22 protein-coding genes are annotated in these 24,684 nt (G+C 54.9%); 7 read left to right on the forward strand and 15 right to left on the reverse strand.

What is annotated here, in order from left to right:
- Positions 1-43 precede the first annotated feature (43 nt).
- Positions 44-388 (reverse strand): pentapeptide repeat-containing protein, encoded by a 345-nt coding sequence (locus tag B3P58_RS06300; protein WP_225692138.1) that lies wholly within the window; start codon positions 386-388, stop codon positions 44-46.
- A gap of 52 nt (positions 389-440) precedes the next feature.
- Between B3P58_RS06300 and B3P58_RS06305 the strand changes: the two genes are divergently transcribed.
- On the forward strand, positions 441-2,882 hold the full coding sequence (locus B3P58_RS06305) for a DNA polymerase II (protein WP_286716525.1): 2,442 nt from the start codon (positions 441-443) through the stop codon (positions 2,880-2,882).
- Positions 2,883-2,977: 95 nt separating this feature from the next.
- Positions 2,978-3,943, forward strand: coding sequence for a magnesium transporter CorA family protein (locus B3P58_RS06310; RefSeq protein WP_286716526.1), 966 nt, complete (start codon positions 2,978-2,980; stop codon positions 3,941-3,943).
- Between the two features lie 111 nt (positions 3,944-4,054).
- Here B3P58_RS06310 and B3P58_RS06315 read toward each other — a convergent pair whose 3' ends face one another.
- From B3P58_RS06315 to B3P58_RS06335, 5 genes are read right to left on the reverse strand one after another with little or no spacing between them, the layout of a single operon-like run.
- Positions 4,055-5,233: a porin gene (locus B3P58_RS06315; RefSeq protein ID WP_286716527.1), complete on the reverse strand. Its 1,179-nt coding sequence runs from the start codon at positions 5,231-5,233 to the stop codon at positions 4,055-4,057.
- A gap of 32 nt (positions 5,234-5,265) precedes the next feature.
- On the reverse strand, positions 5,266-6,339 hold the full coding sequence (locus B3P58_RS06320) for an imelysin family protein (RefSeq protein ID WP_286716528.1): 1,074 nt from the start codon (positions 6,337-6,339) through the stop codon (positions 5,266-5,268).
- Between the two features lie 15 nt (positions 6,340-6,354).
- On the reverse strand, positions 6,355-7,518 hold the full coding sequence (locus B3P58_RS06325) for a DUF1513 domain-containing protein (RefSeq protein ID WP_286716529.1): 1,164 nt from the start codon (positions 7,516-7,518) through the stop codon (positions 6,355-6,357).
- On the reverse strand, positions 7,518-9,053 hold the full coding sequence (locus tag B3P58_RS06330) for a di-heme oxidoredictase family protein (RefSeq protein WP_286716530.1): 1,536 nt from the start codon (positions 9,051-9,053) through the stop codon (positions 7,518-7,520). The genes B3P58_RS06325 and B3P58_RS06330 overlap by 1 nt, the downstream gene beginning before the upstream one ends.
- 21 nt (positions 9,054-9,074) lie before the next feature.
- Complete coding sequence (locus tag B3P58_RS06335) at positions 9,075-10,610, reverse strand: imelysin family protein (RefSeq protein WP_286716531.1); 1,536 nt, start codon at positions 10,608-10,610, stop codon at positions 9,075-9,077.
- A 189-nt stretch (positions 10,611-10,799) separates the two neighbouring features.
- Here B3P58_RS06335 and B3P58_RS06340 point away from each other — a divergent pair, with 189 nt between their 5' ends.
- The 3 genes from B3P58_RS06340 (at position 10,800) to B3P58_RS06350 (ending at position 13,737) form a co-directional block, all read left to right on the forward strand.
- Positions 10,800-12,020 carry a cytochrome-c peroxidase gene (locus tag B3P58_RS06340; protein WP_286716533.1) on the forward strand — a complete coding sequence of 407 codons (1,221 nt, stop codon included), beginning with the start codon at positions 10,800-10,802 and terminating at the stop codon, positions 12,018-12,020.
- 132 nt (positions 12,021-12,152) lie between these two features.
- Positions 12,153-12,932, forward strand: coding sequence for a TIGR01458 family HAD-type hydrolase (locus B3P58_RS06345; RefSeq protein WP_286716534.1), 780 nt, complete (start codon positions 12,153-12,155; stop codon positions 12,930-12,932).
- Between the two features lie 73 nt (positions 12,933-13,005).
- A complete protein-coding gene (locus B3P58_RS06350; protein ID WP_286716536.1) occupies positions 13,006-13,737 on the forward strand; it encodes a tRNA-uridine aminocarboxypropyltransferase in 732 nt (243 codons plus the stop codon).
- Between the two features lie 16 nt (positions 13,738-13,753).
- On the opposite strand, the gene B3P58_RS06355 is transcribed toward B3P58_RS06350, so the two are convergent.
- The 7 genes from B3P58_RS06355 to gpmI form a co-directional block, all read right to left on the reverse strand.
- The gene (locus B3P58_RS06355) at positions 13,754-14,530 is read right to left on the reverse strand and encodes a substrate-binding periplasmic protein (protein WP_286716537.1); all 777 of its coding nucleotides are present in this window, start codon (positions 14,528-14,530) and stop codon (positions 13,754-13,756) included.
- A gap of 269 nt (positions 14,531-14,799) precedes the next feature.
- On the reverse strand, positions 14,800-16,221 hold the full coding sequence (locus B3P58_RS06360; RefSeq protein ID WP_230332654.1) for a D-arabinono-1,4-lactone oxidase: 1,422 nt from the start codon (positions 16,219-16,221) through the stop codon (positions 14,800-14,802).
- Positions 16,222-16,223: 2 nt separating this feature from the next.
- The gene (locus B3P58_RS06365) at positions 16,224-16,520 is read right to left on the reverse strand and encodes a c-type cytochrome (RefSeq protein WP_145469820.1); all 297 of its coding nucleotides are present in this window, start codon (positions 16,518-16,520) and stop codon (positions 16,224-16,226) included.
- A gap of 125 nt (positions 16,521-16,645) precedes the next feature.
- Positions 16,646-17,482, reverse strand: a complete 837-nt coding sequence (locus B3P58_RS06370) for a divergent polysaccharide deacetylase family protein (protein ID WP_286716538.1) — start codon at positions 17,480-17,482, stop codon at positions 16,646-16,648.
- Positions 17,483-18,862, reverse strand: a complete 1,380-nt coding sequence (locus B3P58_RS06375; RefSeq protein ID WP_286716539.1) for a S41 family peptidase — start codon at positions 18,860-18,862, stop codon at positions 17,483-17,485. It abuts the gene before it with no gap.
- An 81-nt stretch (positions 18,863-18,943) separates the two neighbouring features.
- The gene (locus B3P58_RS06380; RefSeq protein ID WP_186435969.1) at positions 18,944-20,068 is read right to left on the reverse strand and encodes a murein hydrolase activator EnvC family protein; all 1,125 of its coding nucleotides are present in this window, start codon (positions 20,066-20,068) and stop codon (positions 18,944-18,946) included.
- Between the two features lies 1 nt (position 20,069).
- Positions 20,070-21,614: a 2,3-bisphosphoglycerate-independent phosphoglycerate mutase gene (gene gpmI, locus B3P58_RS06385; protein WP_286716540.1), complete on the reverse strand. Its 1,545-nt coding sequence runs from the start codon at positions 21,612-21,614 to the stop codon at positions 20,070-20,072.
- Positions 21,615-21,970: 356 nt separating this feature from the next.
- Here gpmI and B3P58_RS06390 point away from each other — a divergent pair, with 356 nt between their 5' ends.
- Positions 21,971-22,384 (forward strand): rhodanese-like domain-containing protein, encoded by a 414-nt coding sequence (locus B3P58_RS06390; protein ID WP_145469817.1) that lies wholly within the window; start codon positions 21,971-21,973, stop codon positions 22,382-22,384.
- A 39-nt stretch (positions 22,385-22,423) separates the two neighbouring features.
- The gene (gene secB, locus B3P58_RS06395) at positions 22,424-22,897 is read left to right on the forward strand and encodes a protein-export chaperone SecB (RefSeq protein ID WP_145469816.1); all 474 of its coding nucleotides are present in this window, start codon (positions 22,424-22,426) and stop codon (positions 22,895-22,897) included.
- A gap of 97 nt (positions 22,898-22,994) precedes the next feature.
- On the opposite strand, the gene B3P58_RS06400 is transcribed toward secB, so the two are convergent.
- Positions 22,995-24,083, reverse strand: a complete 1,089-nt coding sequence (locus B3P58_RS06400; RefSeq protein WP_286716541.1) for a PQQ-dependent sugar dehydrogenase — start codon at positions 24,081-24,083, stop codon at positions 22,995-22,997.
- A gap of 16 nt (positions 24,084-24,099) precedes the next feature.
- The gene (gene trmL / locus B3P58_RS06405) at positions 24,100-24,564 is read right to left on the reverse strand and encodes a tRNA (uridine(34)/cytosine(34)/5-carboxymethylaminomethyluridine(34)-2'-O)-methyltransferase TrmL (protein WP_145469814.1); all 465 of its coding nucleotides are present in this window, start codon (positions 24,562-24,564) and stop codon (positions 24,100-24,102) included.
- Positions 24,565-24,684 lie beyond the last annotated feature (120 nt).

Genomic DNA, 24,684 nt, shown 5'->3' on the forward strand with positions numbered 1-24,684 from the left:
ATAACTGGCTGAATTGTCGGCAGGAGGCCGGGCGGCAATGCGTTTATTGTGCCTGATCGCGCAGCCGGGTGCCGTGGCTGACTGACAGCAGAATTTCCTCGGCCGGAATGCTGGGCGGAAAATAACAGCCACTGATTTTGGCATTGGCGAGGCTGACACCATCCATACGGCAGCCGCGGAAATCAATGCCGCGCAGGTCGGCGCCGCGGAAGTAGGCGTCGGTAAGATCGATGCCTTTCAGGTTGATATTGCGCAGATCCAGGCCGCGCAGATCACAGCCCCGCAGGTCACAGGTTTTGCCACTATCCCGCGCTTTATTAAAGCCCTGCACATCGTCGTTGCGCAGCAGCTGGTACATGGGATCCTGACTTATGATGGGAGTAGGCATAGGTTATTCCTTAATTACGGTAAACTCCGTTCTTTCAAGTATAGATCGCCCTATGAACAACGCTTTTCTGCTGACCAGCAGCTGGACCGACCTGCAGCAAGACGATGGCCTGCACACCGTACTGACGTTCTGGTGGCATACCGCGCGCGGACCTGTGCGTCAGCAGATCCGTCAGCCGGCGGTGTGTTTTATTGACCGTGAACATGCGGCACGTGCTGCCGATATTGCCCGTACCCTCAACTGGCCGGTGCGCATTGCCGATGTGCCGCTGCACAGTTTTGCCGCACAACCGGCCAGCGCCTGTTATCTGCCGTCGTCTTATACCTACCGCTGGCGTGATGTTTTACTTGAGCAGGGCATTATTTGCCGCGAGGTGGATATCCGCCCCACCGACCGTTATCTGATGGAACGCTTTATTTATGGCGCAGCACAGCTGCCCGACAGACTGGTCGCAGATGAGCAACGGCCGTTTTCACATGAGCAGAGCGGACGTTTACGGGCATTGCCGGCCGGGCAGGCGGCGTTTCCCACACTGCCCGCCTTCCGCTGTATATCGCTGGATATAGAAACCTCTTTTCCGCGTCGCGGAGAGCCTGACCGGCTGTTTTCCATCGGCTTTTATGCCGATGACTGGCAACAGGTGGTAATGGTTGGCGATTCAGATGCTGCCGCCACTACTGACGACAATGGCTCTCCTGAATTAGTGGCCGATGAGGCGGCGCTGCTGCGGCGTTTTCTGCAATTAATTGCCGAATACGATCCGGACGTTATCATGGGCTGGAACGTTATTCAGTTCGATTTTGATTTTTTACGGCGCAAATGCGCCGAGCACAACATTCCATTCACTATTGGCCGTGACGGCAGCGAGTTAAGCTGGCGGGTCAGTGCCAATAATCCCGACCGGATTTTTCTGCATATTGCCGGCCGGGTTGTGCTTGACGGCATCGACCTGCTGCGTAATGCCACCTGGCAGTTTGAGAGTTTTGCCCTGAATGATGTTGCCCAGTATTTTCTCGGTGACAGCAAGCTGCTGCAGAGCGATGACCGCGGCGGTGATATCGAATATTTATTTATTCATGATAAAGCCGCTTTGGCGGCTTATAACCTGAAAGACTGCGAACTGGTCTGGCGGATTTTTGAAAAGGCTGATCTGCTGAACTTTACCATCGAACGTGCCCATATGACCGGCCTCAGCATGGACCGTATGGGGGGCTCGGTCGCAGCGTTTGAAAATATGTATCTGCCGCGTCTGCACCGCGCAGGTTTTGTGGCGCCGAATATTGGCGAAGGTTACCACGCACAGAAAAGCCCTGGTGGTTATGTGATGGATTCACGCCCCGGATTATTTGAGCATGTGCTGGTACTGGACTTTAAGAGTCTGTACCCGTCGATTATCCGCACCTTTAAAATTGATCCTATGGGCCTGGCTGAAGGCCTGCGCCTGGCGGAAAAAAGCACCGAAGCCCGCGATATTGTGCCCGGCTTTTTTGGTGCGCAGTTTCATCAAGAGCAACATATTCTGCCGGAACTTATCCGGGTACTGGGTGATAAGCGCGAGCAGGCGAAAAAAGCCGGTAATAAAGCCCTGAGTCAGGCTATTAAAGTGATTATGGCTTCCTGTTATGGCGTACTGGGTTCCGATGGCTGCCGGTTTTACGATACCCGTCTGGCCAGTTCCATTACCCTGCGCGGCCATCAGATTATTCAGCAGAGCTCAGCCTGGATTGAAGAGCAGGGCTTTGATGTGATTTATGGCGATACCGATTCGGTCTTTGTCTGGCTCAAGCGCAGTGTCAGCGATGCCGAAGCGGACGTTATTGGTCAGCGTCTGGTACGCGAACTGAATCAGTGGTGGGCTGAACGTTTGCCGCAGGAATTTGGCATCGACAGCTTTCTGGAAATGGAATACGAAACCCATTACCGGCGCTTTTTTATGCCCTCTATCCGCGGGGAAGAAACCGGCAGCAAAAAGCGCTATGCCGGCCTGATAAAAAATAACAGCGGTGAAAGCGAACTGGTATTTAAAGGACTGGAAGCGGTCCGTTCCGACTGGACACCGCTGGCGCGCCAGTTTCAGACAGAGTTATACCGCCGTATTTTTTTGCAGGAACCGTATCAGGACTGGCTGCGCGAACAGGTTCAGGGATTGTTGAGCGGCAAGCTGGATCATCTGCTGACTTATCGCCGGCGTCTGCGCCGGCCGTTACCGGCTTATCAGAAAAATATTCCGCCCCATGCCCAGGCTGCGGCCAAACTGGAGCAATGGCTGGCATTAAAAGGGTTACCTTCGCGTTTTGCTGAGCGTGGCGGCTGGATTACCTATCGCTGGACGGTTAACGGCCCGGAACCGGTCTGGCTGGATGGCAGTGCAGGTGCCGCGGCGGATTATCATCATTATCTGGAAAAGCAGCTGAAACCCACGGCGGATGCTATTTTTCATTACATCGACGATGATTTTACCGCCCTGGCCGGACAGCAGATGGCTTTGTTCTGACAAGGCACTAGCAGTAACAGCATTGACTGAGCAGCGGTTTTCCCCGACCTTTGTCTCTGACGCTTATGTATCGCCCTATCGGCAAGGAGAAACCTGTGATCAGGACAATATTAATTAACGCACAGGGCCAGATCAGCAGTGGCGGTGCCGAGCTGATTGATGCCTGGCTGGCGCAGCCTGAAAGCCGTATCTGGGTTGACAGTCAGCAGGCCGATGCCGAACAGGAACGCAATATATTACAGACCTTTGGTTGTCATCCACTGGCCATCAAAGACGCCCTGCGTGACCGTCATCCGCCGAAACTGGAAGAGTTTTCCGATCATATTTTTATTCTCTACCGTGGTATTGCAGGTTTTGATGCCGGCCTGAATTATACCGGCCAGTCGCTGTCGTTTTTTGTCGGTGAACGTTTTTTGCTGACCCGTCATCCTCAGGCTGCCCAGAGTATCGATCGTCTGCTGGCCGATAATGGCGGTATTTATCTGCAGCGCAGTCCGGCACAGCTGGCATTGAAAATTATGCACACCTCGGCCGGGATCTATCTGGATAATATTCTGGCCTTTGAAGAACGTCTGGGTGAGCTCGAAGATGAACTGTCAGAAGCGGGCAGTGACGAGCATATGCGTGAGCTGATGAATTATAAATCACGGCTGGTGAAGTTACGTCGTACCTTTAATTACCATAAAAACATCACCGACGAGTTACGCACCGGGGAATATGCCTTTTTCCCGGACGATGAAAGCATGCGCCATGTGATTAACGATCTGCATGATCGTTTTGAGCGCCTGCACAGTCTGACTCAGATGTTTTATGATCTTTGCGGTGATCTGGTGGATGGTTATATTTCCATTACCTCGCATCAGCTGAACAGTACCATGCGCGTACTGACGGTGATTACCGCGATCTTTGTACCACTGAGTTTTCTCGCCGGGCTTTACGGTATGAACTTTGAGTATATTCCTGAGCTTAAATTTCAGGATGGCTATTTTATCCTGCTCGGTTTTATGGGATTTCTGGCAGTTGGATTACTCTGGCTGTTCCGGCGTATGCGCTGGCTCTGAGCCCGGTTTTACGTCACAGCAACAGGCAGGCATAAAAAATGCCGGGGCGGAAAACCGCACCGGCATTTTTTTATGACAAGTCTCAGAACTCTCTTTAAATAGAAGTCCCGATCAGAACATATAACCCATCCCCAGATTAAAGCCATCGGCGTTACCGGCGTCTTTATTCTGTTGCTGGATATCGGCTTTGAACACAATGCCTTCAACCGGGTAATAATTAACACCGGCATCGCTCTGGCTGGCGTTCATATCATCTTTCTGTGACCAGGCGCTCTGGCGGGCAAAAAATCCCCATTGTTCGTTCAGGCGGTAATTCACTTCAACGTAACCACCATCCTGTACGGCTTTACCGGCAGCGTCAGCGGCATCACCGCCTAAATCCCAGCGGGCGTACAGCGCTTTGGTGGTGATATCACCCAGCTGATAAATCACATGGGCGCCAACCAGTGTCGCATCGTCGGCATAAGAGATTTCTGCGCTCTGATCCAGATCCGGCTGATACTGCGCGTAAGCTGCCAGTTCCAGACCGGCACTGCCGCGATAAACGACACGCCCGGTAACGGCCAGATCGAAGGCATCGGCAAAAGATGCTTTTTGTTTGCCGGATTTCAGATCAAACGGATCGGCGTCGCTGTTGTAGGTCGGGTCGTCGGTTTTCAGACCTTCGGAAATCATCAGGTCGTAACTGATGCCATTATCCAGCTGGTGGGTCAGGCTGATACCGGCAGAATACCAGGTGGTCGGGATAATGGTGGTTTCAATTACCGGACGCTCAACACCGTAAAATGTTGGTGGTTCATGGGTCTCGTTGATCATGCCGACCGGCATCAGCATCACACCGCTGCGGAACTGCATATTGCTCATCAGGTCGAGTTCAACATAGGCCTGTTCAATTTCTACCGCGCCACGGGCGCCATCGCTGACCAGTGTGTGCTCGACTTCAAATTCAGACACAAAGCGTGCGCGGTCGCTGAAGTCGTAGCCAAAAAACAGCACCATACGGTGTAAATCAATCTGGCGGGTATCGGTGCCATCGGCATCCAGATGGTTGTAATGCATTTCGCCATAACCGCCGATATGCACCTTATTAGCCGCGCCGGACGATTGTTGGGCGCTGTCCATGCTGTCGGCCATTGCATTCAGGCGTTCGTTCATACTTTGCTCAAGCTGTTCGATACGTTTCTGCAGCTCGATAATGGTTTGCTGATCATCAGCCTGAGCCAGTTGTGTATTGGCCAGTAATACCGCACCGGCTAACAGGGCGGCGTGTTTTTTCAGGTTGGCTTTCATTGACTATCTGCCCTTATAAAATAATTTAATAATTAATCGCCGTCGGTAAAGTTGATGCCCAGCTGAATTTTCAGCGCATCGGGAATATCGCGTTTAAAATATCCATCCAGAGTGGCTGAATCCGCGTAAAAGGAAACGGCATCCTGTTGGTTAAGATGCAACCTGGCCTGAATTAATGTCCCTTTGATGTTGTTGGCGGCAACGTCGTACCCGGAAGCATTCATCAGGCCGAAAATACTGAGCTCAGTATTGTCTTTGCCCTGCAGCATCTGGGTGATCATATCGATGCTGCTGCGGGCATTGTCCCAGCCATTGTCAGCGATCAGCGAAGCGGCACTGATCACATCCCGCTTGGGCAGATAATCCAGATATTCCTGCACAGAAACCAGCAACGTATCGATGGCCTGACTGCCGTCGCTTAATTGATTGCCGGTAAACAGGTCGCGGTAGGATGTATCGCTGCTCAGATAGCTGTTCTGCCAGCCCTGCAGCAGATAATTGGCATCGGCCACCAGACGGGAGGTCAGCCCGGTCAGTACCGTGCATTTGCGGTTGCCGGCTCCATACTCACTGAGAATATCGCTGTTGTCTGTGCTTTGCGTGGCGCTGGTTTCAAATAATGCCAGTTCCAGTGGCATCAGACCGACTTCATAGGCCAGAGAAAATTCGGCTGAAAATTCACTGCTGCCAGCCAGAAATGTCGCCATTTTGGTGCGCACAGCATCGCTGCGATCACGGCCGCGTTCGCGGAAATAGTCGATATAGCGGTAACGGGGATCAAGCAGGTTATCGTCCAGCGGACCGAATTTAAATGGCAGCACTTTGTACCAGGCGGCGGTTGTCGCCTGCCATTGATTTTGCAGAGTGGTGAGCGTGCTTAAATCCGGGCTCGTGGTGCAGAAGCTCTGTGCCTGAGTGTTGAGCAGGGTCGTCTGCTGTTTAAAATCTTCGATAACCGGTATCAGGCTTTGATCGGTAAATTCGGTAATGGCTTTCTGAATGGAGCCAGGAGAAACCGTTAACGGAGCATTGCTGCGGTCACCTCCGCAGCTGCTGATCAGCAGTGGTAATACCAGTGCTGCACTTATGCGAATAGTATTTCTCATCATCAATCTGCTGTGTCAGGCGTTAAGGTCGCGAATATTAAAGGTAAACATGTGGTTGTCCCAGTGCATGCCGGCGAATTGCTGGCGGCGGTTGCGTTCTTCCTGCAGGGATAACGCGTTGATGTAGCGGACTTCACCGGCGGAGTTCGATAACACAAAATAACGTCCTTGCTCTGCTGTAGTCAGGCCGCACACATCATGAAAAGCATGAAATCCGGCCAGCTCGCCGGAATCCAGATGCCAGAATGCCGCCAGATTTCCGCGCGGGCTGGTGAAACCGGCGATGCGTTCGTGTTGGCTGATTGCAACGCTGCCCATGTAATCATTGAATTTGGACATCAGGCTGTCTGGCGCATGCAGTGGCATTAATGCGCCGCTGCCCGGTTTGTGCAGCGCCGCCAGAAATACCAGATGATTATCTGTCATGGCACTGCGCTGTACCTGAGTGGCAACGGCAACGGTGCCGTCTGCGGCAACATCCAGATGACGTATGCTGGCTTTGTTCTCATCCAGCCGGTACTGGCCGGTCAGCTCACCGCTGGCAGAGTCGATATACACCAGTGATGAATCCATGGTGTCGAGGTTGAGAATGGCACCGCCTGCATCGGGGTGGGTGCGTAACCCTCCGTTGGCAATTACCAGAGTGCGCTGATCGGGCATCATCAGCATCTGATGTGGCCCCATACCATGGGTGGAAAATTCACCGGCCAGCTGATAATTACGGCTGTCTCTGACCAGTATTTTACCTTCACCGCTGCGGTAATCTGACTCTGTACTGTACATCCACAGGCCATCGGCAGAGAAGGCTCCGTGGCCGTGCATGCAATGGCCTTCCGGGCTTTCAATTCTGTGTGTTATCTGCCCGGAACGGATATCCACTTCCATGGCATAAATACCGGGGTGACGGGAGTACATCACGACGCGCCACGGCTCAAGAGGATGCTGCGCTGCGCCGTGTCCGCGGAAACCGGATAAAACAGAAGCCGCGTTGTGCTGCTGATTAATCCAGCTCAGAGCGAAATGAGCATCATCCCGTCCCTGTGCCGATAAATACATTTCACCCGGTGCGGTTGCGGATGATTTTTCACATCCGGCCAGTGCGGCGGCACTGAGGCCGGCGAGGGCTTTTAATGTTGTCCGGCGGGTAATTAATGCGTCCGCTAAAAAACGGTGATTCATTAAAGAGACTCCACAAACGATAACAGAGCCTTACGCTCAGTCTGAGATAACTCAATAAATTTCTGACGGGAACCTTCAGCTTCGCCACCATGCCAGAGAATGGCTTCTTCGACGCTGGTGGCACGGCCATCGTGCAGTAGTCCGGCTTGTTTATGAAAGCGCTGGCTGATGGACAGAACAGAGGCCATTCCCCATAACGGCGCGGTGCGCCATTCACGGCCACTGGCGAGAAAATCGCTGCGGTTATCGGCCAGATCCGGGCCCATATCATGTAATAAAAAGTCGGAAAATGGCCAGATTTTCTGCCCGGCTAACTGCGGAAAACGTCCGTCGCCGGCGGTCGTAAAAGACGGCTGATGGCACAGACTGCAACCGCTGTCGCTGAACAGTATGGCCCCCGCGTCTGTTGCACTGACCTGTTGTGCAGAACGTGCCGGTACACCCAGAGCACGGTTGAAATCGACCACCAGAGAGAGAAGGGCGTCCGGTAATTCAAAACCATCGGCGTTATTGCCGCTGAGCTGTTGCTGGCAGCGTTGCTGGGCGGTGGTGCATGGCTGCGACGGGAATAACGGATTACTGATACCGATGTCGTTGGCAAAGGCTCCGGCAACCGTCATTTCCAGCGTTGGCTTATTGGCTTTCAGGCCGAAGCGTCCGGGTTGTGTTGACTGACTGCGGGCATCCCAGACCCGGTTCACACGGCCGGAAATACCATCGCCGTTTTGGTCATCCGGGTCGGCCAGTGCATCAATAGCCTGCTGCGGTACCTGCTCAATCAGCCCCATACCGTGAATCGCCGGAGCAATCCGCAGGCTGACATGAGTCGCCTCGCCCAGCGGACCATAGGCCAGATATTTCACCACCGGTTCGGGGCGGCGCAGGTTTACCTGAGTGCCATCGGAGTAGCGGAATAATTGCGGCTGCCAGTTGATGTACAGATAGGCTTCGGGGGCTGTTTCATCTGCTGCGTTCATGGCGTCCGGTTTTTTATGACGCAATTCGTGGCTGAGCGCGGTGGACTGAACCTGCAGCTGGTCACCATAGAGCGGATGGGGGATAACTCCTTCCTGCTGCAGGACGGTTGCCGTCGTGCTGTTGCTGGTGTTGTCCGCGGCTACGCTCAGGCGTAATAACGCACTGAACACCGGTACGCTGGAAGAGGCTGGCAGAATGCCGCGCCCGCCGCCCATATGGCAGGCCAGGCAGGTGTTGGCGTTGTACAGCGGACCGAGTCCGTCACGGGCATCGGTAATGGTTGGCGCTTTCACCCAGGGTTGGTGTGCCAGTGCTTTACCCGCATGAAACTGCGGCAGCTGTTCCTGAGTCAGGGTGCTGAGAGGGAGCTCCAGATCGGCAAAGCGGATTGAGCGGGTACTGCCATTCCCGCCGGGCAGTTGTGGATTGATGCCGCTGTCCGGTGAACAGGCCGTGAGCGGCAGGGCGAAACACAGGGCCGTCAATAATGCAGAAGCCAGTCGGGAAAATCCCGCCTGGCTTCTGCGTGTTACGGCTTCAGGCAATATACGGCTCATGCTCTGAAGTATTCCCTCTGATCAGTCACAGCTGGAGGTTGGATTGGTGGTATTGCAGGCAGTACCGTCCGGATCCAGTACCGGATCGTTGATATCCAACTGGGTGGCCACTTCAGCAATTTTGTTCGCCTGAGCGGTCAGCGCCAGAATGGTGTTGGCCATGGGCGTCCCTGTATTGTTGTTGGCTTCCATGATCTGAACGTCGACCGGCTCACCGGCACGGGCTTTGGTATCAATGGATTTGTAGGCAACTTCGGTTGTTGCCAGCAGCGCGCTCAGTTCGTTGGCCAGCTCTGATTTACCTTCGTCTTTCAGGAAATCATCCAGACCGTAACCGTTAACAGCACGGGTGGTCACATCGTCAGTACCGTTCAGGGTGGAGTCGTAACCGGCGTATTGACCATAGAACGAGTTAGACACACCTTCGGCATCTAGCCAGATATCGCGGTGAGTGTTGTCAGAGAAGCAGGAGTGTTCGTCTTCCTGAGAGTTATCCGCGAAAGAAATCTGCATACGCTCGCCAGCCAGCTCACCCTGAGACAGAGTCGCCATACCGGTCAGAATTTCGGTAATTTTACCTTTCGCCGCCGCTTCATTGCTGACGCTGGTAAAAGCTGTACGGTAGCTGGCACCTGGCGCCCAACCTGCCTGTACGCTTTCCAGATCGGCCACCAGTTTGGCCGTTACGACTTTCAGGAAAGCCAGACGGCGGTCACCGTAGGTCGGTTCAACGAAGTCAAAAGCACCGCGCAGACCACCGCTGGCCAGATTGGCTGCATCGTGGGTTTTTACGGCGCTATCGCGGTCATTACCGGTGGTCACGTCGCCGTCATCATTCAGGTCCTGACCCCACAGCATAAATTCAATGGCGTGGTAACCGGAGATCACGTCACGGCCATCCCCTTCTTCTGAGGCACTGAGGATATCGGCAATACCATCATCGTCTGCGTCAGCTTCGATCTGTGCAACGCTCAGGCGGCCAATAATGTTGTTGCGTTTGTCGGACTGGGCCTGCGCTGCGTCGATTACGTTCAGCGTGCGATCAACACCATCGACGGTCACTGTGGTGCTTGTGCCGACGCTGGTCAGTGTGGTCGCAGCATCGATCTGGCCGTTATCAAAGTCACCGCCGATTTCAACGTAGTCGATCAGTGCTTCGCCTAATGGCCAGGCGTTGATTGCACCTTCCGGGCCGTCTTCGCTGCTGTAGTCGGTTGAATCAATCGGGCTGTTACGGAAGCGGTAAACTTCACTCTGACCATAAGGTTCGCGGGCAACCAGCCAGGCTTTTTTCGCTGCTTTGTGGGCTGCGATCAGTGTTGTATCGCTTGCGTCAGTAGCATTGGCTGCCGCAGTTGCCAGTTCGTTGATGGCTGTTTGCAGCGCTTTGGCGGTGTCAACCGAATCGCTGTACACAGCGTATGCAATCTCAGCATTGGTGTTCAGCACTTTGCGCGCATTATCCAGGGTGCTGTCAGAGTCAGAGCTGGAGGAGCCGCCACAGGCTGACAGTATGGACGCGGCTGTAATACAGGTAACAAGAGGCAAAAGGCGCATGACATAATTCCTTATGAGTGCAGAGTAAGCGTGGCGCAGAAACGCCGGTTCTTCAGAGTGGAACGCAAAGTAATGTAAATGCTAATGATTTGCAAGAGCCATTAGATTGACATAGATACCTTTTTTATATCAACCCGCTCGTAGTAAACTCCGGCCTTCTGATAAGTTTCTGCGGTGAGCGGCGTTGTTATGGCAGTAAAAAATTGGGCGATTCTTGCCCTGGTGATGGTATTGACGGGCTGCGGTGGCAGCAGTGACAGCGGCGACAAAGAGGCGGCTCCGACCACCCCGGCGATTGATGATCCAACCCTGATCGCTTTGGGAAAATCGCTGTTTTCAGATAAAAACCTGTCGTTCAATCGTCAGCAATCCTGCGCCAGTTGCCATAACCCGGGCAATGCCTTTATCGACAGCCGGAAGAATGCCGGTGACAAGGTTGTTGCAGTCTCTACCGGCGCTGATGGTGTTTCTCTGGGGGATCGTAATGCCCCGACGGCAATGTACGCCGCATTTTCACCGGCTTTCAAAAACGGCAGCAGAGCCCGCTTTAATACCAAACTGGCTGATTACAGCGGCTATCTGGGCGGACAATTCCACGATGGCCGTGCCGCCACTCTGTCTGCTCAGGCCGGTGGTCCGCCGTTAAACCCGCTGGAAATGGGCATGCCCGATAAAGCCAGCGTGGTCGATCGTCTGCGTGAAAATGCAGACTATGTGGCGGCGTTTGAATTTCTGTACGGCAGTGATGTGTTTAACGATACCGATGCTGCCTATACCGCAATGACGGAAGCCATTCAGGCCTTTGAATTCAGCGATACGTTTTACCCGTTCGATTCCGCCTATGACCGCTCCTTGACCGGTGCTTACACCTATGAACCGGGCAGCAAAGCGGCCACCGGTAAGGCGTTGTTTTTCTCTGAAACCGATACCAACTGTTCGGCCTGTCATATGCGTCTCAGTCAGGGCCGTAGTGGCGAACTGTTCACCGGTTTTGAGTATCACAATATTGGCGTGCCGGAGAATACCGCGGTGCGCAGCCGTAATGGTGTGAACCAGCCTGATCTGGGCCTGGGTGGTGTATTGGCTGAAAGCGCGCAGAATGGCAAATTCAAGGTACCGACGTTACGCAACGTTGCCGTTACCGGGCCTTATATGCATAACGGTATTTTTCAGGATCTGACAACCGTTGTGCTGTTCTACGATCACTTTAACAATCCGGCCAATGCCATTAACCCGGAAACCGGTGTCGCCTGGGCTGCACCGGAAGTGAATGCCAATATCAGTTTCACCGAGCTGAATACTGGCGATCAGATGACGCAAGCCGATGCCGAGGCCATCGTCTGCTTCCTGCGCACCCTGACCGACGCCCGTTACGAGCATTTGTTACCGGACGATGGTCTGTGTGACTGAGAAGCGCTGAGCAGATCAACGCAGTTTTCTGCTGGCTGCTGCAGCTTGTAGTAGTCTGTTTATTCAGGTGATGATTCTGTCGCAGATGAACGGGCAGACAGAACGGGTAGACAGAACAGCAGAGGAGGCGTTATGCAGGCGGTTCTCTTTGATATCGATGGTGTCCTGTTATTTAAAGGCGCAGCACTGCCCGGTGCTGCGCAAACCCTGAGTTGGGTGCAGCAGCAGGGCATTCCTTACCGGTTTTTAACCAATACCACCTCCAAACCCGCCAGCCGTATTGCAGCCGATCTGCAGGCTGCGGGCATTGCCGCTGCCGAAGCCGATATTCTTACCCCGCCGATTGCCGCGCGGCTGTGGCTGCAGCAACAGCGTAAGCAGCGTCTGCATGTGCTGTTACCGCAGGCGGTGTGCAGCGAGTTCGGCATGTTTGATCTGAGCGGTGGTGACGATACCGAGGCGCTGGTGATCGGTGATATGGGTACCGGTTTTACCTTTGAGGTGCTGAATCAGGCGTTCCGGGTGCTGATGGCTGATCCTGATATTCCCTTGCTGGCATTAGGAATGACGCGCTATTTCGCTGCCGCCGATGGGCTGCAGCTGGATGTCGGCCCCTTTGTTAAGGCACTGGAATACGCGACTGGGCGGCAGGCGCTGGTGATGGGGAAACCGGCGGCCTCGTTTTTTCAGCAGGCGCTGGCGGCGCTTAATGTTACGGCAGAGCAAACCCTGATGATCGGTGATGACCGCCTCGGTGATGTGCTGGGCGCTCAGGCCTGTGGTATTCACGGCGCACTGGTGCGTACCGGCAAATACCGGCCGGGTGACGAAGACGCCGACAGTGCCGGATTGCAGCCGCAATACCTGCTGGATTCTGTAGCGGGTTTACCCGAGCTCTGGCGCAGCCTGTAGCCATCTTCGCGTTAGCCCCTGTGCAGGGTAGAATGCGCGCCTTTTCTTTATTCGCCTGTGGGTAACAACGCCAATGCATCGTAACTCTGTCGCTGACCTGCGCCTGCAGGAACTGGCGAAATCCCGCCGTGCTTTCCTGGCGCGCGGCAGCAAAACCGTGCGTTGTCCGCAGTGTCTGCTGGGCGTCAGCCATTGCATCTGTGCTGAGCGACCGGAAGTCAGCAGCCGCAGCGCGTTTGTTTTTATCATGTATCACGGTGAAGTATTTAAACCGAGTAATACCGGGCGGCTGATTGCCGATGTGGTGGCCGATAATTACGCCTACCAGTGGCAGCGGACGGTGCATGACCCTGAGTTACTGGCGCTGCTGCAGGATGAGCGTTATGCCCCGATTGTGGTGTTTCCGCATCAGTATGCGCAGCCCGAACGCTGTATTCATTCTCCGGCGCAATTACCAGCCGTGCAGCAGGGCAAAATTCCGTTGTTTGTGATGCTCGACGGCACCTGGCGTGAAGCGAAAAAAATGTTCCGCAGCCCCTATCTGCAGACTCTGCCGGTGCTCGGCATTCAGCCGGAAAAAGGTTCGGAATATCAGCTGCGCGAAGCCGCACATCTGCATCAGTTATGCACGGCTGAGGTCGGTGTGGAGATATTAAAACTGGCCGAAGACCACGCTGCTGCGCAGGCGCTGGCAGAGTATTTTGCAGTTTTCCGTGAGCGCTATTTAGCCGGTAAAGCCAATATTAATGAGAAACCACAGCGGCAGATGAGCACGTTGTTTGGTGAGGAGTACGACGGCCGCTGAAAGGCTGGCGGGCGTTTCAGTCGCCACTGACCTGATGGCCGCTGAGGCAGTCACCGTCGCTGAAACAGTAGCTGTCGTAAGGCCAGTATTTATGCTGATACAGCGCTTTTGTCAGACTGCCATCACGGCGCATCGCCTCCAGTGTCTGCCGCAATGGCTTGACCCACTCTGCCTGCAGCGCATGATGGGCGACATAGAGGTCGGCGCGGGCGGTAAATAATGGCAACGCCAGCTGAACGGCGGCGGCATCGATACCGGCGCTGTACATGGCAAACAGCAGCGAATGCTCAGTGCTGGCCATGGCATCCAGACGCCCGGCCAGCAGCATTTTTAATCCCTGTTCAACATCGGTCAGAGCGACCCGGGTAATGCCCGGATGAGTATCAAAGGCCTGGCCATATTTTGAGCCGCGTACCTGACCAATGTTCTGGCCATTAAAATCATCCAGCGAGCGGTATTTTTTACTGCCGGCTTTTACCACGATAACGATGCGTTCGTTGAGCACGAACCCCAGTGAGTGAGCAATACGCTCAGCCTGTGGACTGACAAACATAACAGCAATGTCGGCGTCGCCTTTTTCAATATCCTGAATTACCCGAGGGTAGGGCTCCAGCTGGTTGTTGAACTTAATATTGGCGCGGGCAAACAGCGAGTTCTGAAAATCCACCAGAATGCCTTTATTGGCTTTCTCTGTATCAGAAAATCCCCAGGGCTGAACCGTTGACGTCACGACCAGCGGAATGGCTTGCCCTGTCTCCTGATTAACTTCAGCCGCAACCGTTAACGATGACAAGGTGAGTAAAAGCGCAACAGGGCATAACAGCCTGAACGCTGGTAAAAAGATTTTTGATAATAAACGGAATAGCACGAATTTCATCGGCCAAGCTTACCAGAAGTGTGCCGGAGATAAGAAGTGGCGAGCCTGTATAGCAGCCTTGGGGTGATTGATGAATATAAATCCGCATTCGGCTGGGGATTATCTGTTTCTGATGGGATAAACAATAAAGCCGGCAGTTGCCGGCTTTATTTGTTATCGGATGATTAATTACTGCAATTATTAAATCAGCTAATCCCCAGCGTTGAACGCAGATGGTCGTTCAGGAACAGTCCCTGTGGGTCCATTTCTTTACGTACGCGCAGGAAGTCATTGAAACGTTCATAACGGGCGGCAAATTCAGCGGCTTTCAGCGTATGAATTTTACCCCAGTGTGGACGGCCATCGTACTTCCAGAAAATCGGTTCGATCGCGGCAAAGTACTTTTTGTAGTCCTTGTCGTGGAAATTATGGCAGCTGATGGCAAAACCATCGCGCTTATAAAACGGGCTCAGCCAGACATCGTCGCCTTTAATGTAGCGGGCTTCGATCGGGAAAATCACCGGAATATTCTGCTTTTTAATGGTCTGCAGAATTTCGCGCAGACACTGTGGCCCCACTTCAGCCGGTACGGTGTATTCCATTTCGTTAAAGCGGATATCGCGCAGGTTGCCGAAAATCTCGTGCGATTTACCGTAACGGGTTTCAGGTTCCACACCACCGGCGCCAAAGTTCACCAGCCAGCTGCGGGCGAATGGCATATAGTCGATCAGGTTCGACATCATGCGGAAGGCTTCATAAGCATCGCCGCTGGGTTCAGGCTGATCGGCCGGAATTTCGGACGGATCAATTTTATCGATGGCAATACCGAGCATATAGTCGCTGTGCGGCAGCGCATACATTTCGTAATGGCGGTGTGCATCACGCAATTCTTCGGCGCGTTCCAGGCCTTCGTCTTCCGACATCATCCAGCTGTGTTCTTTCAGATAATAGGCTTTGTCGGCATGAATACGGGCTTTGGTTACAACGCCCAGAGCACCCAGGTTGTTACGGGCGGCATTAAACAGGTCAGCATTCTGGCTGGCGCTGCATTCCAGCATTTCACCGGCGGCATTGGCGATGCGCAGGGTTTTAACATGGGTCGACAGGGTGCCGAGTTCTTTACCCGTACCGTGAGTCGAGGTTGCCAGTGCACCACCAAAGGCCTGGGTGTCGATGTCAGACATATTGATGGTGGATAAGCCGTGTTCCCACAGCTTGTCGCCGATCTGCGACAAGCGCGTACCGGCCCAGACGTCGGCTTCCATCGCGTCGCTGTCGATGTTTTCGACACCACGCAGGCGTGCCAGAGACAGCAGGGTCTGATCGGTTGGTACCAGTGCACTGAAGCTGTGACCAGAGCCAACACTGCGGATAGGCTGGGTGGCATTACGCAGAATGTTCAGCAGTTCGTCTTCGTTACGTGGTACCAGGCGCTCGTTCGGCTGGCAGTGCTGATTACCGGACCAGTTACTCCATGGCAGCACCCGCTTGCCGTCTTTGCCGATGATGCCTGGGTTTTCCTGAGGTTTTACGCTGGAGCTGCAGCCAGCAGTACCGGCGGCAACCAGACCTGCGCCGGCGGCTTTCAGCAGGTTGCGACGGTTAAGTTGAATACGGTCAAAATTCACGGCTATTGCTCCTGTGCCATATAACGGATGATGTCTTCCAGATCTTCGGCACTGCACTCTGCACAGGTCCCCATGGGTGGCATATTGCCGATACCATTAATGGCGTTATTGACCAGGGTGGTGATGCCCTTGTCGAGCCGGTCGTCCCATTCGGAGGTAAATGCTTGTGGTGCGCCGGAGGCGGCGACGGCATGACAGGCCGTGCAATAAATATCATACAGCTCTTTGCTGTAGTCATCGGTGGCATTGGCACTGCAGGCGATTACAAGCAGCAGGCCGGTGCTGAGTTTTTTTATCATTATTTGCCCCTCACAAAATCCTGCCCAGATTATCCAAAACAAAACTAACGTACAAGTATCGTGGCGTACCAAAACACGGCTATTTACAGTCTTTTACGGTCGGAAGTCTTGCCGGGAGAAGATTATCAGGGCTGCAGGCTGCTGCCGTTGGTACGCAGCAGGTAGCGTGACGGAGCCAGAGCCGGGCTTTCCAGTGGTTGCCACAGACGCTGCTGCAAAAACTCATCAATACGGGTCAGGCGGATATTCCGGATGCCCAGAGCCGGCAGCTCGCGGGCAAGAAAGTCCAGTGTCTCGGGATAAGGGTGGCCGATCAGAACGGCATAACCGCGACGCTTGGCGAGATGCAGAGCTTGCCCGAACTGACGATGCAGTGCCTGTGGGCGGATGTCATTATCGAGAAAAACGTCGCGCTCCAGAGCGGGAATGCCAGCCGCTTTGGCCTGTTCCAGAGCCACACTTTTCGGACTGGTCAGACTGTCGACAAAAAACAGTCCCTGTTGCTGGGCGATCTGCATCACCCAGCGCATAGCATCGGACTGCTGGGTGAGCAGACTGCCCATATGGTTATTCATCCCCTGGACATGGGGGATGGCCGCCAGATTGTCGGTCAGGGTTTGTTGCAGACTGGCCTGATCCATACCGCTGGTCAGGGCACCAGGGCCAAGGCGGGCGCCTTTTTCATTGGCCATCGGGGCATGCAGCAGAATGCCATGGCCCGCACTGAAGGCATCCTCGGCCAGTGCTGCGGCATAAGGCGTATGTGGCAGAAACGCGAGATTCAGCGGTCCGGGCAGTCCGACCGTGCGCTTACCCAGGCGGTGGTTATTGCCGATATCGTCGATAATCAGCAATAACTCGGCGCTGGCCTGTGGGGGAGCGGCCATGGTTGCAGAGGCTGAAATCAGGCTGAGCAGGGTGAACAGGCTGGCCGTAGCCAGCCGGGAGCAGCGTTGCAGCAATCAGGCCTCCGGACGGGGACTGAGAATGGTAACGCCGCGCAGCAGGGTGTGAGCTTCGTACAGCTGGAAATCTTTTTTCAGCAACTCGCCGCTGGCGTCTGCACTGGTCGCTGTATCGGCGGTTTTAGCGTTTTTATCCTGAGTTTTTTCTTCTTTACGTGTCGGGTTGCTCAGGTGGCCGGGAAGATCGGCCTCTTTATAAAAGCGCTGTTCGTAAGGGGTTACTTCGCTTTGTTCCACCCAGATATCCGGCTTGATGCCCTGTGCCTGAATCGAGCGGCCATTGGGGGTGAAATAACGCGCGGTGGTCAGCTTAACGGCACGGTCTTCGGTGATTGGCAGCACACTCTGTACTGAGCCCTTACCAAACGACTGAGTACCGACGATCACGGCACGCTGATGGTCCTGCAGTGCACCGGCAACAATTTCTGAAGCGGATGCCGAACCACCGTTAATCAGTACCACCACCGGCACGTCGCCTGCAGCTGTGTGATTGGTGGCGGAATAGCTGACTTCGGCGCTTGGCGTGCGGCCTTTGGTGTACACAATCAGACCTTTGCTGACGAAGCTGTCGACCACTTCTACGGCAGCATCGAGAACACCACCCGGGTTATTGCGCAGGTCGAGAATAATGCCGTTCAGATTGCCTTTGGAGCGCCAGTCTTCGATAGCGGCGGCCAGCTCACTGCCGGTGTGCTCCTGAAATTGGGTAATACGCACATAGCCGACGTTACCGCTGAGCATATCGGTGCGTACGCTGGCGACTTTAATTTCGGCTCGGGCGAGGGTAAAGGTCAGCAGTTCTTTTTCATTTTTACGGCGGATTTCCAGGGTAATCTCAGAACCCGGTGCGCCGCGCATACGTTCCACAGCATCGTTCAGACTCATGCCCATCACGGCTTCGCCATCCAGCGAAACAATTAAATCACCGGCACGGATTCCGGCTTTTTGTGCGGGCGTGTCGTCAATCGGGGTGACCACCAGAATCAGGCCATCTTCAAGGCCCACCTCAATACCGAGGCCACCGAATTTACCTGAGGTATTTTCCTGCAGATCCGAAAAAGCCTCAGGCTGCAGATAGGCCGAATGCGGATCAAGGGAGGTAAGCATGCCGTTGATGGCGTACTCGAGCAGGGTTTTATCATCCACCTCTTCAACATAGGCGGTGCGGATACGCTCAAAAATTTCGGTGAAATTACGCAGTTCCTGCAATGGCAGCTGGCCCTGTGGACGCTGTACCTGCTCGCTGCCAGCAGGCGTGGCGGCGCTGTCTTCGGCGGGTTGAGCATTAACCGGCGTCAGCCCCAGTGCGAGTACGCAGACCGCAGTACAACCAAACCAGGGAAAAATACGGCGGGGCAGAACAGAAGATAACGACATGGGGATACTCAATTCAGGTCAATGCGTTGAAGAATGGCACAAAAGTCAGAACCTGTTAAGGCGGCTGCAGCGCCGCTGACATCATCGTTTCAGCCAGGCAGCCGGGTCTTGCGGGCGGCCCTTATAACGGATCTCAAAATACAGATTCGGTTCCGTACTGCCACCACTGCGGCCGATGGTGGCAATGTTGTCACCCTGATTGACCCAGGCTCCGACATCGCGCAGCAGTGTCTGGTTATGGGCATACAGGCTCAGATAGCCCTGGCCGTGATCAATAATGGTGATTAAACCAAAACCGCGCAGCCAGTCGGAATACACCACCCGGCCATGATGAATGGCACGCACCGGCAGTCCTTCCGGGGCACTCATCACCCAGCCTTCCCAGCGCGTCATGCTGTCATTGTTGCGGTTGCCAAAGGCATGCAGTACGCGGCCATCGACCGGGCGCGGCAGCTTGCCTTTAAGAGCGGTAATCGGCCGGGCATCTTCTTTACGCGGGCTGTTGACCAGCAGGGTCTGAACTTCGTTAAGCAGGGCTTCCAGACGTTTGCGGTCGGCCTGTTTCTGGCTCAGACGCTGTTGTTCGGTTTTCATCTGCCCGGCGAGTTTAGCCAGTAATTGTTGCTGTTCCTGCTTACTGGCTGCCATTTCGCGGTTTTTATCCAGCAGCTTTTTTTCGGTGCTCAGCAGTTGCTGTTCCTGCTGTGCAATCAGCTCGGCGAGATTATCCAACCGTTCAAGTTCGGCCAGAATCTGGTTGATATGCTCAATGCGGGCGTTATTGAAATAACTGAAGTAGCGCAGCATACGCTGCGCCTGTTGCGGATCATCCTGATTAAGCAGGAGTTTGAGCGGCCCTTCTGAACCGATACGCTGGGCGGCGCGCAGCTGCTCAGCGAGGTGCAGACGGTGTTTGTCCTGTAGCTGACGGAGCTGTCCCTGCTCCTGTCTGAGCTTTTTTAGGCGGTCTTTCTCCTCCTGCAGGCGGGCACGGGTCTGCTCGATCTGCTTGCTCAGCTCAGCAATGTCTTTATCCGATTTACGCAGCGCATCGTTCAGTTGGCTGTACTCATCTTTTGCTGAGTTCAGCCACTGTTCGAGCTTGGCAATTTCGGTTTTCAGCGCATCCAGTTTCGCTTCGTCGTCGGCCTGCGCCGGCAGACACAACAGCGCCAGGCAGAAGCCGCTCAGCAACAGTGATTTCATATCAGTTGCCGTAGCTGACCAGACTGTTGCCGTCCATTTCTGCCGGCTGCTCCAGACCCATCATGCTCAGCAGGGTTGGCGACACGTCACACAGACGACCCGCATTCAGCTGTACGGCTTCGGCACGGTCGTGCACGTAGATCAGGTTAACCGGACCTGTGGTGTGCTGGGTCATGGCTTCGCCATTGTCATCCAGCATCTGTTCGGCGTTGCCGTGGTCGGCGGTGATCAGGCATTCGCCACCCACTTCCAGCAGGGCGTCGGTCACGCGTCTGATGCATTCATCGATGCACTCGGCGGCTTTTACCGCTGCGTCGTAAACGCCGGTATGACCAACCATATCGCCGTTGGCGTAGTTGCAGACGATCAGATCGAATTCGCGGTTTTTAATGGCAGCGACCAGTTTGTCGGTCACTTCCGGGGCGCTCATCTCAGGCTGCAGATCATAGGTGGCTACATCCGGGGATTTCACCAGAATGCGGGTTTCGCCGGCGTATTCTTCTTCGCGGCCACCGGAGAAGAAGAAGGTAACGTGGGCGTATTTTTCGGTTTCGGCAATGCGCAGCTGGGTCAGGCCCAGATTGGATACGTATTCGCCAATGCCGTTGCTCAGCGTGGCCGGCGGGAAGGCACAGCTGGCTTTAATATCGGCGGCGTATTCGGTCAGCATGACAAAGTCGGTTAACTGCGGACGGGCAGCGCGTTCAAAGCCTTTGAATTCATCGCCGGAGACAAAGGCGCGGGTCAGTTCGCGTGCACGGTCAGGGCGGAAGTTAAAGAAGATCACCGCATCGTTATCCTGTACACGGCCGTCGGCACCCTCAATAACGGTGGCTTTCACGAACTCGTCGTTTTCGTCACGGCTATAAGCGTTGGCCAGGGCTTCGCTGGCCGAGGCGGCGCGGAATTCGGCACTGCCCAGGGTCATGGCATCGTAACCAGCCTGTACCCGTTCCCAGCGGTTATCGCGGTCCATCGAGAAGAAGCGGCCGATCACCGTTGCGATCTGGCCATTACCCAGACGGGCAAAGGTGTCTTCAATCTTTTTAATGGAAGGCGCGGCAGAGCGTGGTGGCATATCACGGCCATCAAGAATGGCGTGTACATAAGCGCGCTCAGCGCCACGGGCTTTGGCCATTTCCAGCAGGGCTACCAGATGGTCTTCATGACTGTGCACACCGCCCGGTGACAGCAGGCCGGTAAAGTGTACGGCACCGCCTTTGGCAACGGCTTTATCGATGGCGGCACAGAGCGCTTCGTTCTGCGCCAGTTCGTTGTCTTTGATGGCTTTGTTGATGCGGGTGAAATTCTGATAAACGATGCGTCCGGCACCCAGATTCATATGGCCCACTTCGGAGTTACCCATCTGGCCGTCGGGCAGGCCCACGGCTTCACCGGAGGTCTGGATCAGTACGTTAGGGTACTGCTTGAGCAGACGGTCCCAGGTTGGGGTATTGGCGTTGGCAATGGCGTTGTTGGCGGTTTCTTCACGATAGCCCCAGCCATCGAGAATGATCAGAGCAGTAGGTACAGGACGCGATTTCATTAAAACAGACTCGGTTACGTTGCCACGAAAGTCCGCCATTGTACCCAAAAAACACGGCGCTCGTCGCCCTGCTGAGCAGGCAAAAATCGTGCTCAGCCATTGATTTTATCTCTCGCTGCGATAGTGCCGGCGGCAGGCAGAGCCGGTCTGTGTGCAATGGCTGGTCTGGGCGGTGGTTCCGCGGGCGGGCAGGTGCTGTTTTCTGACCTTCTTTACTTACCTGAACAGTCCGGTGGTTCCGCAGGCGGGCAGAGGCTATGTTCTGACCTTCTTTACTTACCTGAACAGTCCGGTGGTTCCGCGGGCAGGCAGACGCTATACTGCCGCCTTCTTTTTTCGGGTGATGATGAGTAGTTATGGATCGTCTATTTGAATTTGTGGGCAACCACATCGAGCTGGTGGCTATCTGGGGCGCATTTCTGGCGGCTCTGCTGTGGGACAACAGCCGGCGCAGCGGCCAGACGGTATCGACCGCTCAGGCCACATTAATGATCAATAAAGAAAACGCCGTCGTGCTGGATATCCGCGACAAGAAAGACTTCAGCGCTGGTCATCTGGCCAATGCCATGAACATTCCGTACAGCAATCTGGCCAGCCGCCTGAATGAACTGGATGCTCACAAAGAGCGCCCGATCATTCTGGTGTGCAAGACCGGCCAGACTGTCGGTGTGGCGGGCAAGATGCTGCGCGAAAAGGGCTTCAACGCTGTACGCCTGAGTGGCGGCATGATGGAGTGGACTAATCAGAACCTGCCGGTGGTACGCAGCTGAGGCTGCTCCGGCGCATAATAATCAGAAGGACGTTACGACATGGCCGACAATCAACAGCCGCAGTTCGCTCTGCAACGTATTTACATCAAAGATGCTTCTTTCGAGGCTCCTAATGCACCACAGGCCTTCACCAAAGAGTGGAAGCCGGAGATCAAACTGGATCTGAACAGCGGTGCGCGTAAGCTCGATGATAACCACTACGAAGTGTCTGTTAAGGTCACCGTTACCGCGACCAATGATGGCGAAACCGCTTTCCTGGTAGAGCTGGTACAGGCCGGTCTGTTTGCCATGGTGAACATTCCTGAGCAACAGCTGAAGCCGATGCTGGGTGCCATGTGCCCGAACATCCTGTTCCCTTACCTGCGTGAAAGCATCGACAGCCTGGTGGTTAAAGGTGGCTTCCCGGCACTGATGCTGGCACCGATTAACTTCGATGCCCTGTTCCAGCAGCGTATGCAGCAGGAAGCTCAGCAGGCTCAGGCAGAGTCTGCCGAGCAGGAAACCACTCACTGAGCTGAGTGTTTTCCCTTGCGCAGATAATGCTGCGCAGCATAAATAAAGGCCGCAACCCGTCAGGGTGCGGCCTTTGTTGTTTATGGACGCGGCCGCCTTAATAGCGCAGCAGGCGGCCGCTGTCGGTGGCGATATAGAGCTTGCCGCTGCTGTCGGTTGCCAGTGCTCTCAGGCGTTCGTTCAGATCGGTCAGCAGCCGCTCTTCGGCCACGGCCTGTGGCTTATTCTGAGTGCCGCCCAGGGTGATGCGGTTCAGGTGGGTTAATTTAAGCGCTCCGGCTAACAGATTGCCCCGCCATTGCGGGTGAGCTTTTCCCTGATAAAACAGCAGCGAGCCGGGCGCGATCGAGGGGTCATACATCTTGACCGGATCGGTCATATCCGGGCGGCTGCGGGCCTCGCCGACATACATTGGGTTCCAGTATTCCTTTCCCCACGACACAACCGGCCAGCCGTAGTTGTGGCCTTTTATGATGAGATTGATTTCATCCCCGCCGCGCGGCCCGTGCTCAATCGCCCACAGACGCTGGTTGGCAGCATCGTATGCCAGGCCCTGCGGATTGCGGTGTCCGTAACTCCAGATCTCTGCCAGGGCTCCGGGTTTATTGATGAAGGGATTGTCGGCGGGGATATTGCCGTTACGGGTCAGGTGCAGAATTTTTCCGGCGTGTGTGTCCAGGCGCTGGCCGTTGTCGCGCTCGCCTCTGTCGCCGATGCTGAAAAATACGTGTTGTGCATCGAAGGCAATGCGGCTGCCGAAGTGCTGGCCGCTGCTGCTCGCCGACTGGCTGATCAGCAGTGTCTGCCAGTCGCTGAGGTGCAGAGGGCGCTGGCTGACATCAAGACGGGCCCGCCCCAGAGCGGTGGCGGCCCGATTCTCTGGCAGCGGGGCACTCCAGGTGAAATAAATCCAGCCGCCGGGCTGATAGTCGGCGGCAGTGGCAACGTCCAAAAGCCCTCCCTGACCATCGAACCACACCCTGGGGGCGCCCTGTACCGCATGTAATTGCCGTTGCCCGGTGTCGAATAATTTAAGCTGGCCGCTGCGTTCACTGATTAACAGCTGGCCGGGGGCGACAAAGGCCATGCCCCAGGGGCGGCTGAGTTTGTCGGTGAGTACTTCGTGGGGGCTTGCTGCATGCAGCAGCGGGGTAAGGAGGGTGGCGATCAGCAGCAGGAATTTCATGGACTTACTCCCCGGATCAGGAGCCGCCAGTATACCCAAGTTGTCGCCAGGCTTCATAAACCATCACCGCCACCGCGTTGGACAGGTTCATGCTGCGGCTGTCGGGCATCATCGGCAGTCGTAGCCAGTGTTCAAACGGCAGGCTCATGCGCACATCTTCCGGTAAGCCGCGGGTTTCCGGGCCAAACATCAGATAATCGCCGGCGCTGAAGGCGACGTCGGAATGGGTGCGGCGGCCCTTGGTGGTCAGGGCAAACAAACGCTGTGGCTGTTCGGCTTCGAGAAAGGCGTCATAGTTGGGGTGGATTTTTACGCTGGCCCACTCGCTGTAATCCAGTCCGGCACGGCGCAGGCTCTTTTCTTCCATATTGAAGCCCAGAGGCTCAATCAGATGCAGGCGGCAGCCTGTGTTGGCACACAGGCGGATGATATTGCCGGTATTAGGCGGAATTTCGGGTTCGAACAGAACAATATTAAACATAGTACCTGGCCTTAAAAACAGTCGGGCATTATAGATTCCCCGGCTCTGACTGAATACAGACATTGGCCATCCTGCGCCAGAATCATGGTCTACACTCTCTTTAGATTATTTTGTTTTAAA

This window comes from Thalassolituus sp. UBA2009, from assembly GCF_002335285.1.
Taxonomy (GTDB): Bacteria; Pseudomonadota; Gammaproteobacteria; order Pseudomonadales; family Oceanobacteraceae; genus Venatoribacter; species Venatoribacter alkanivorans.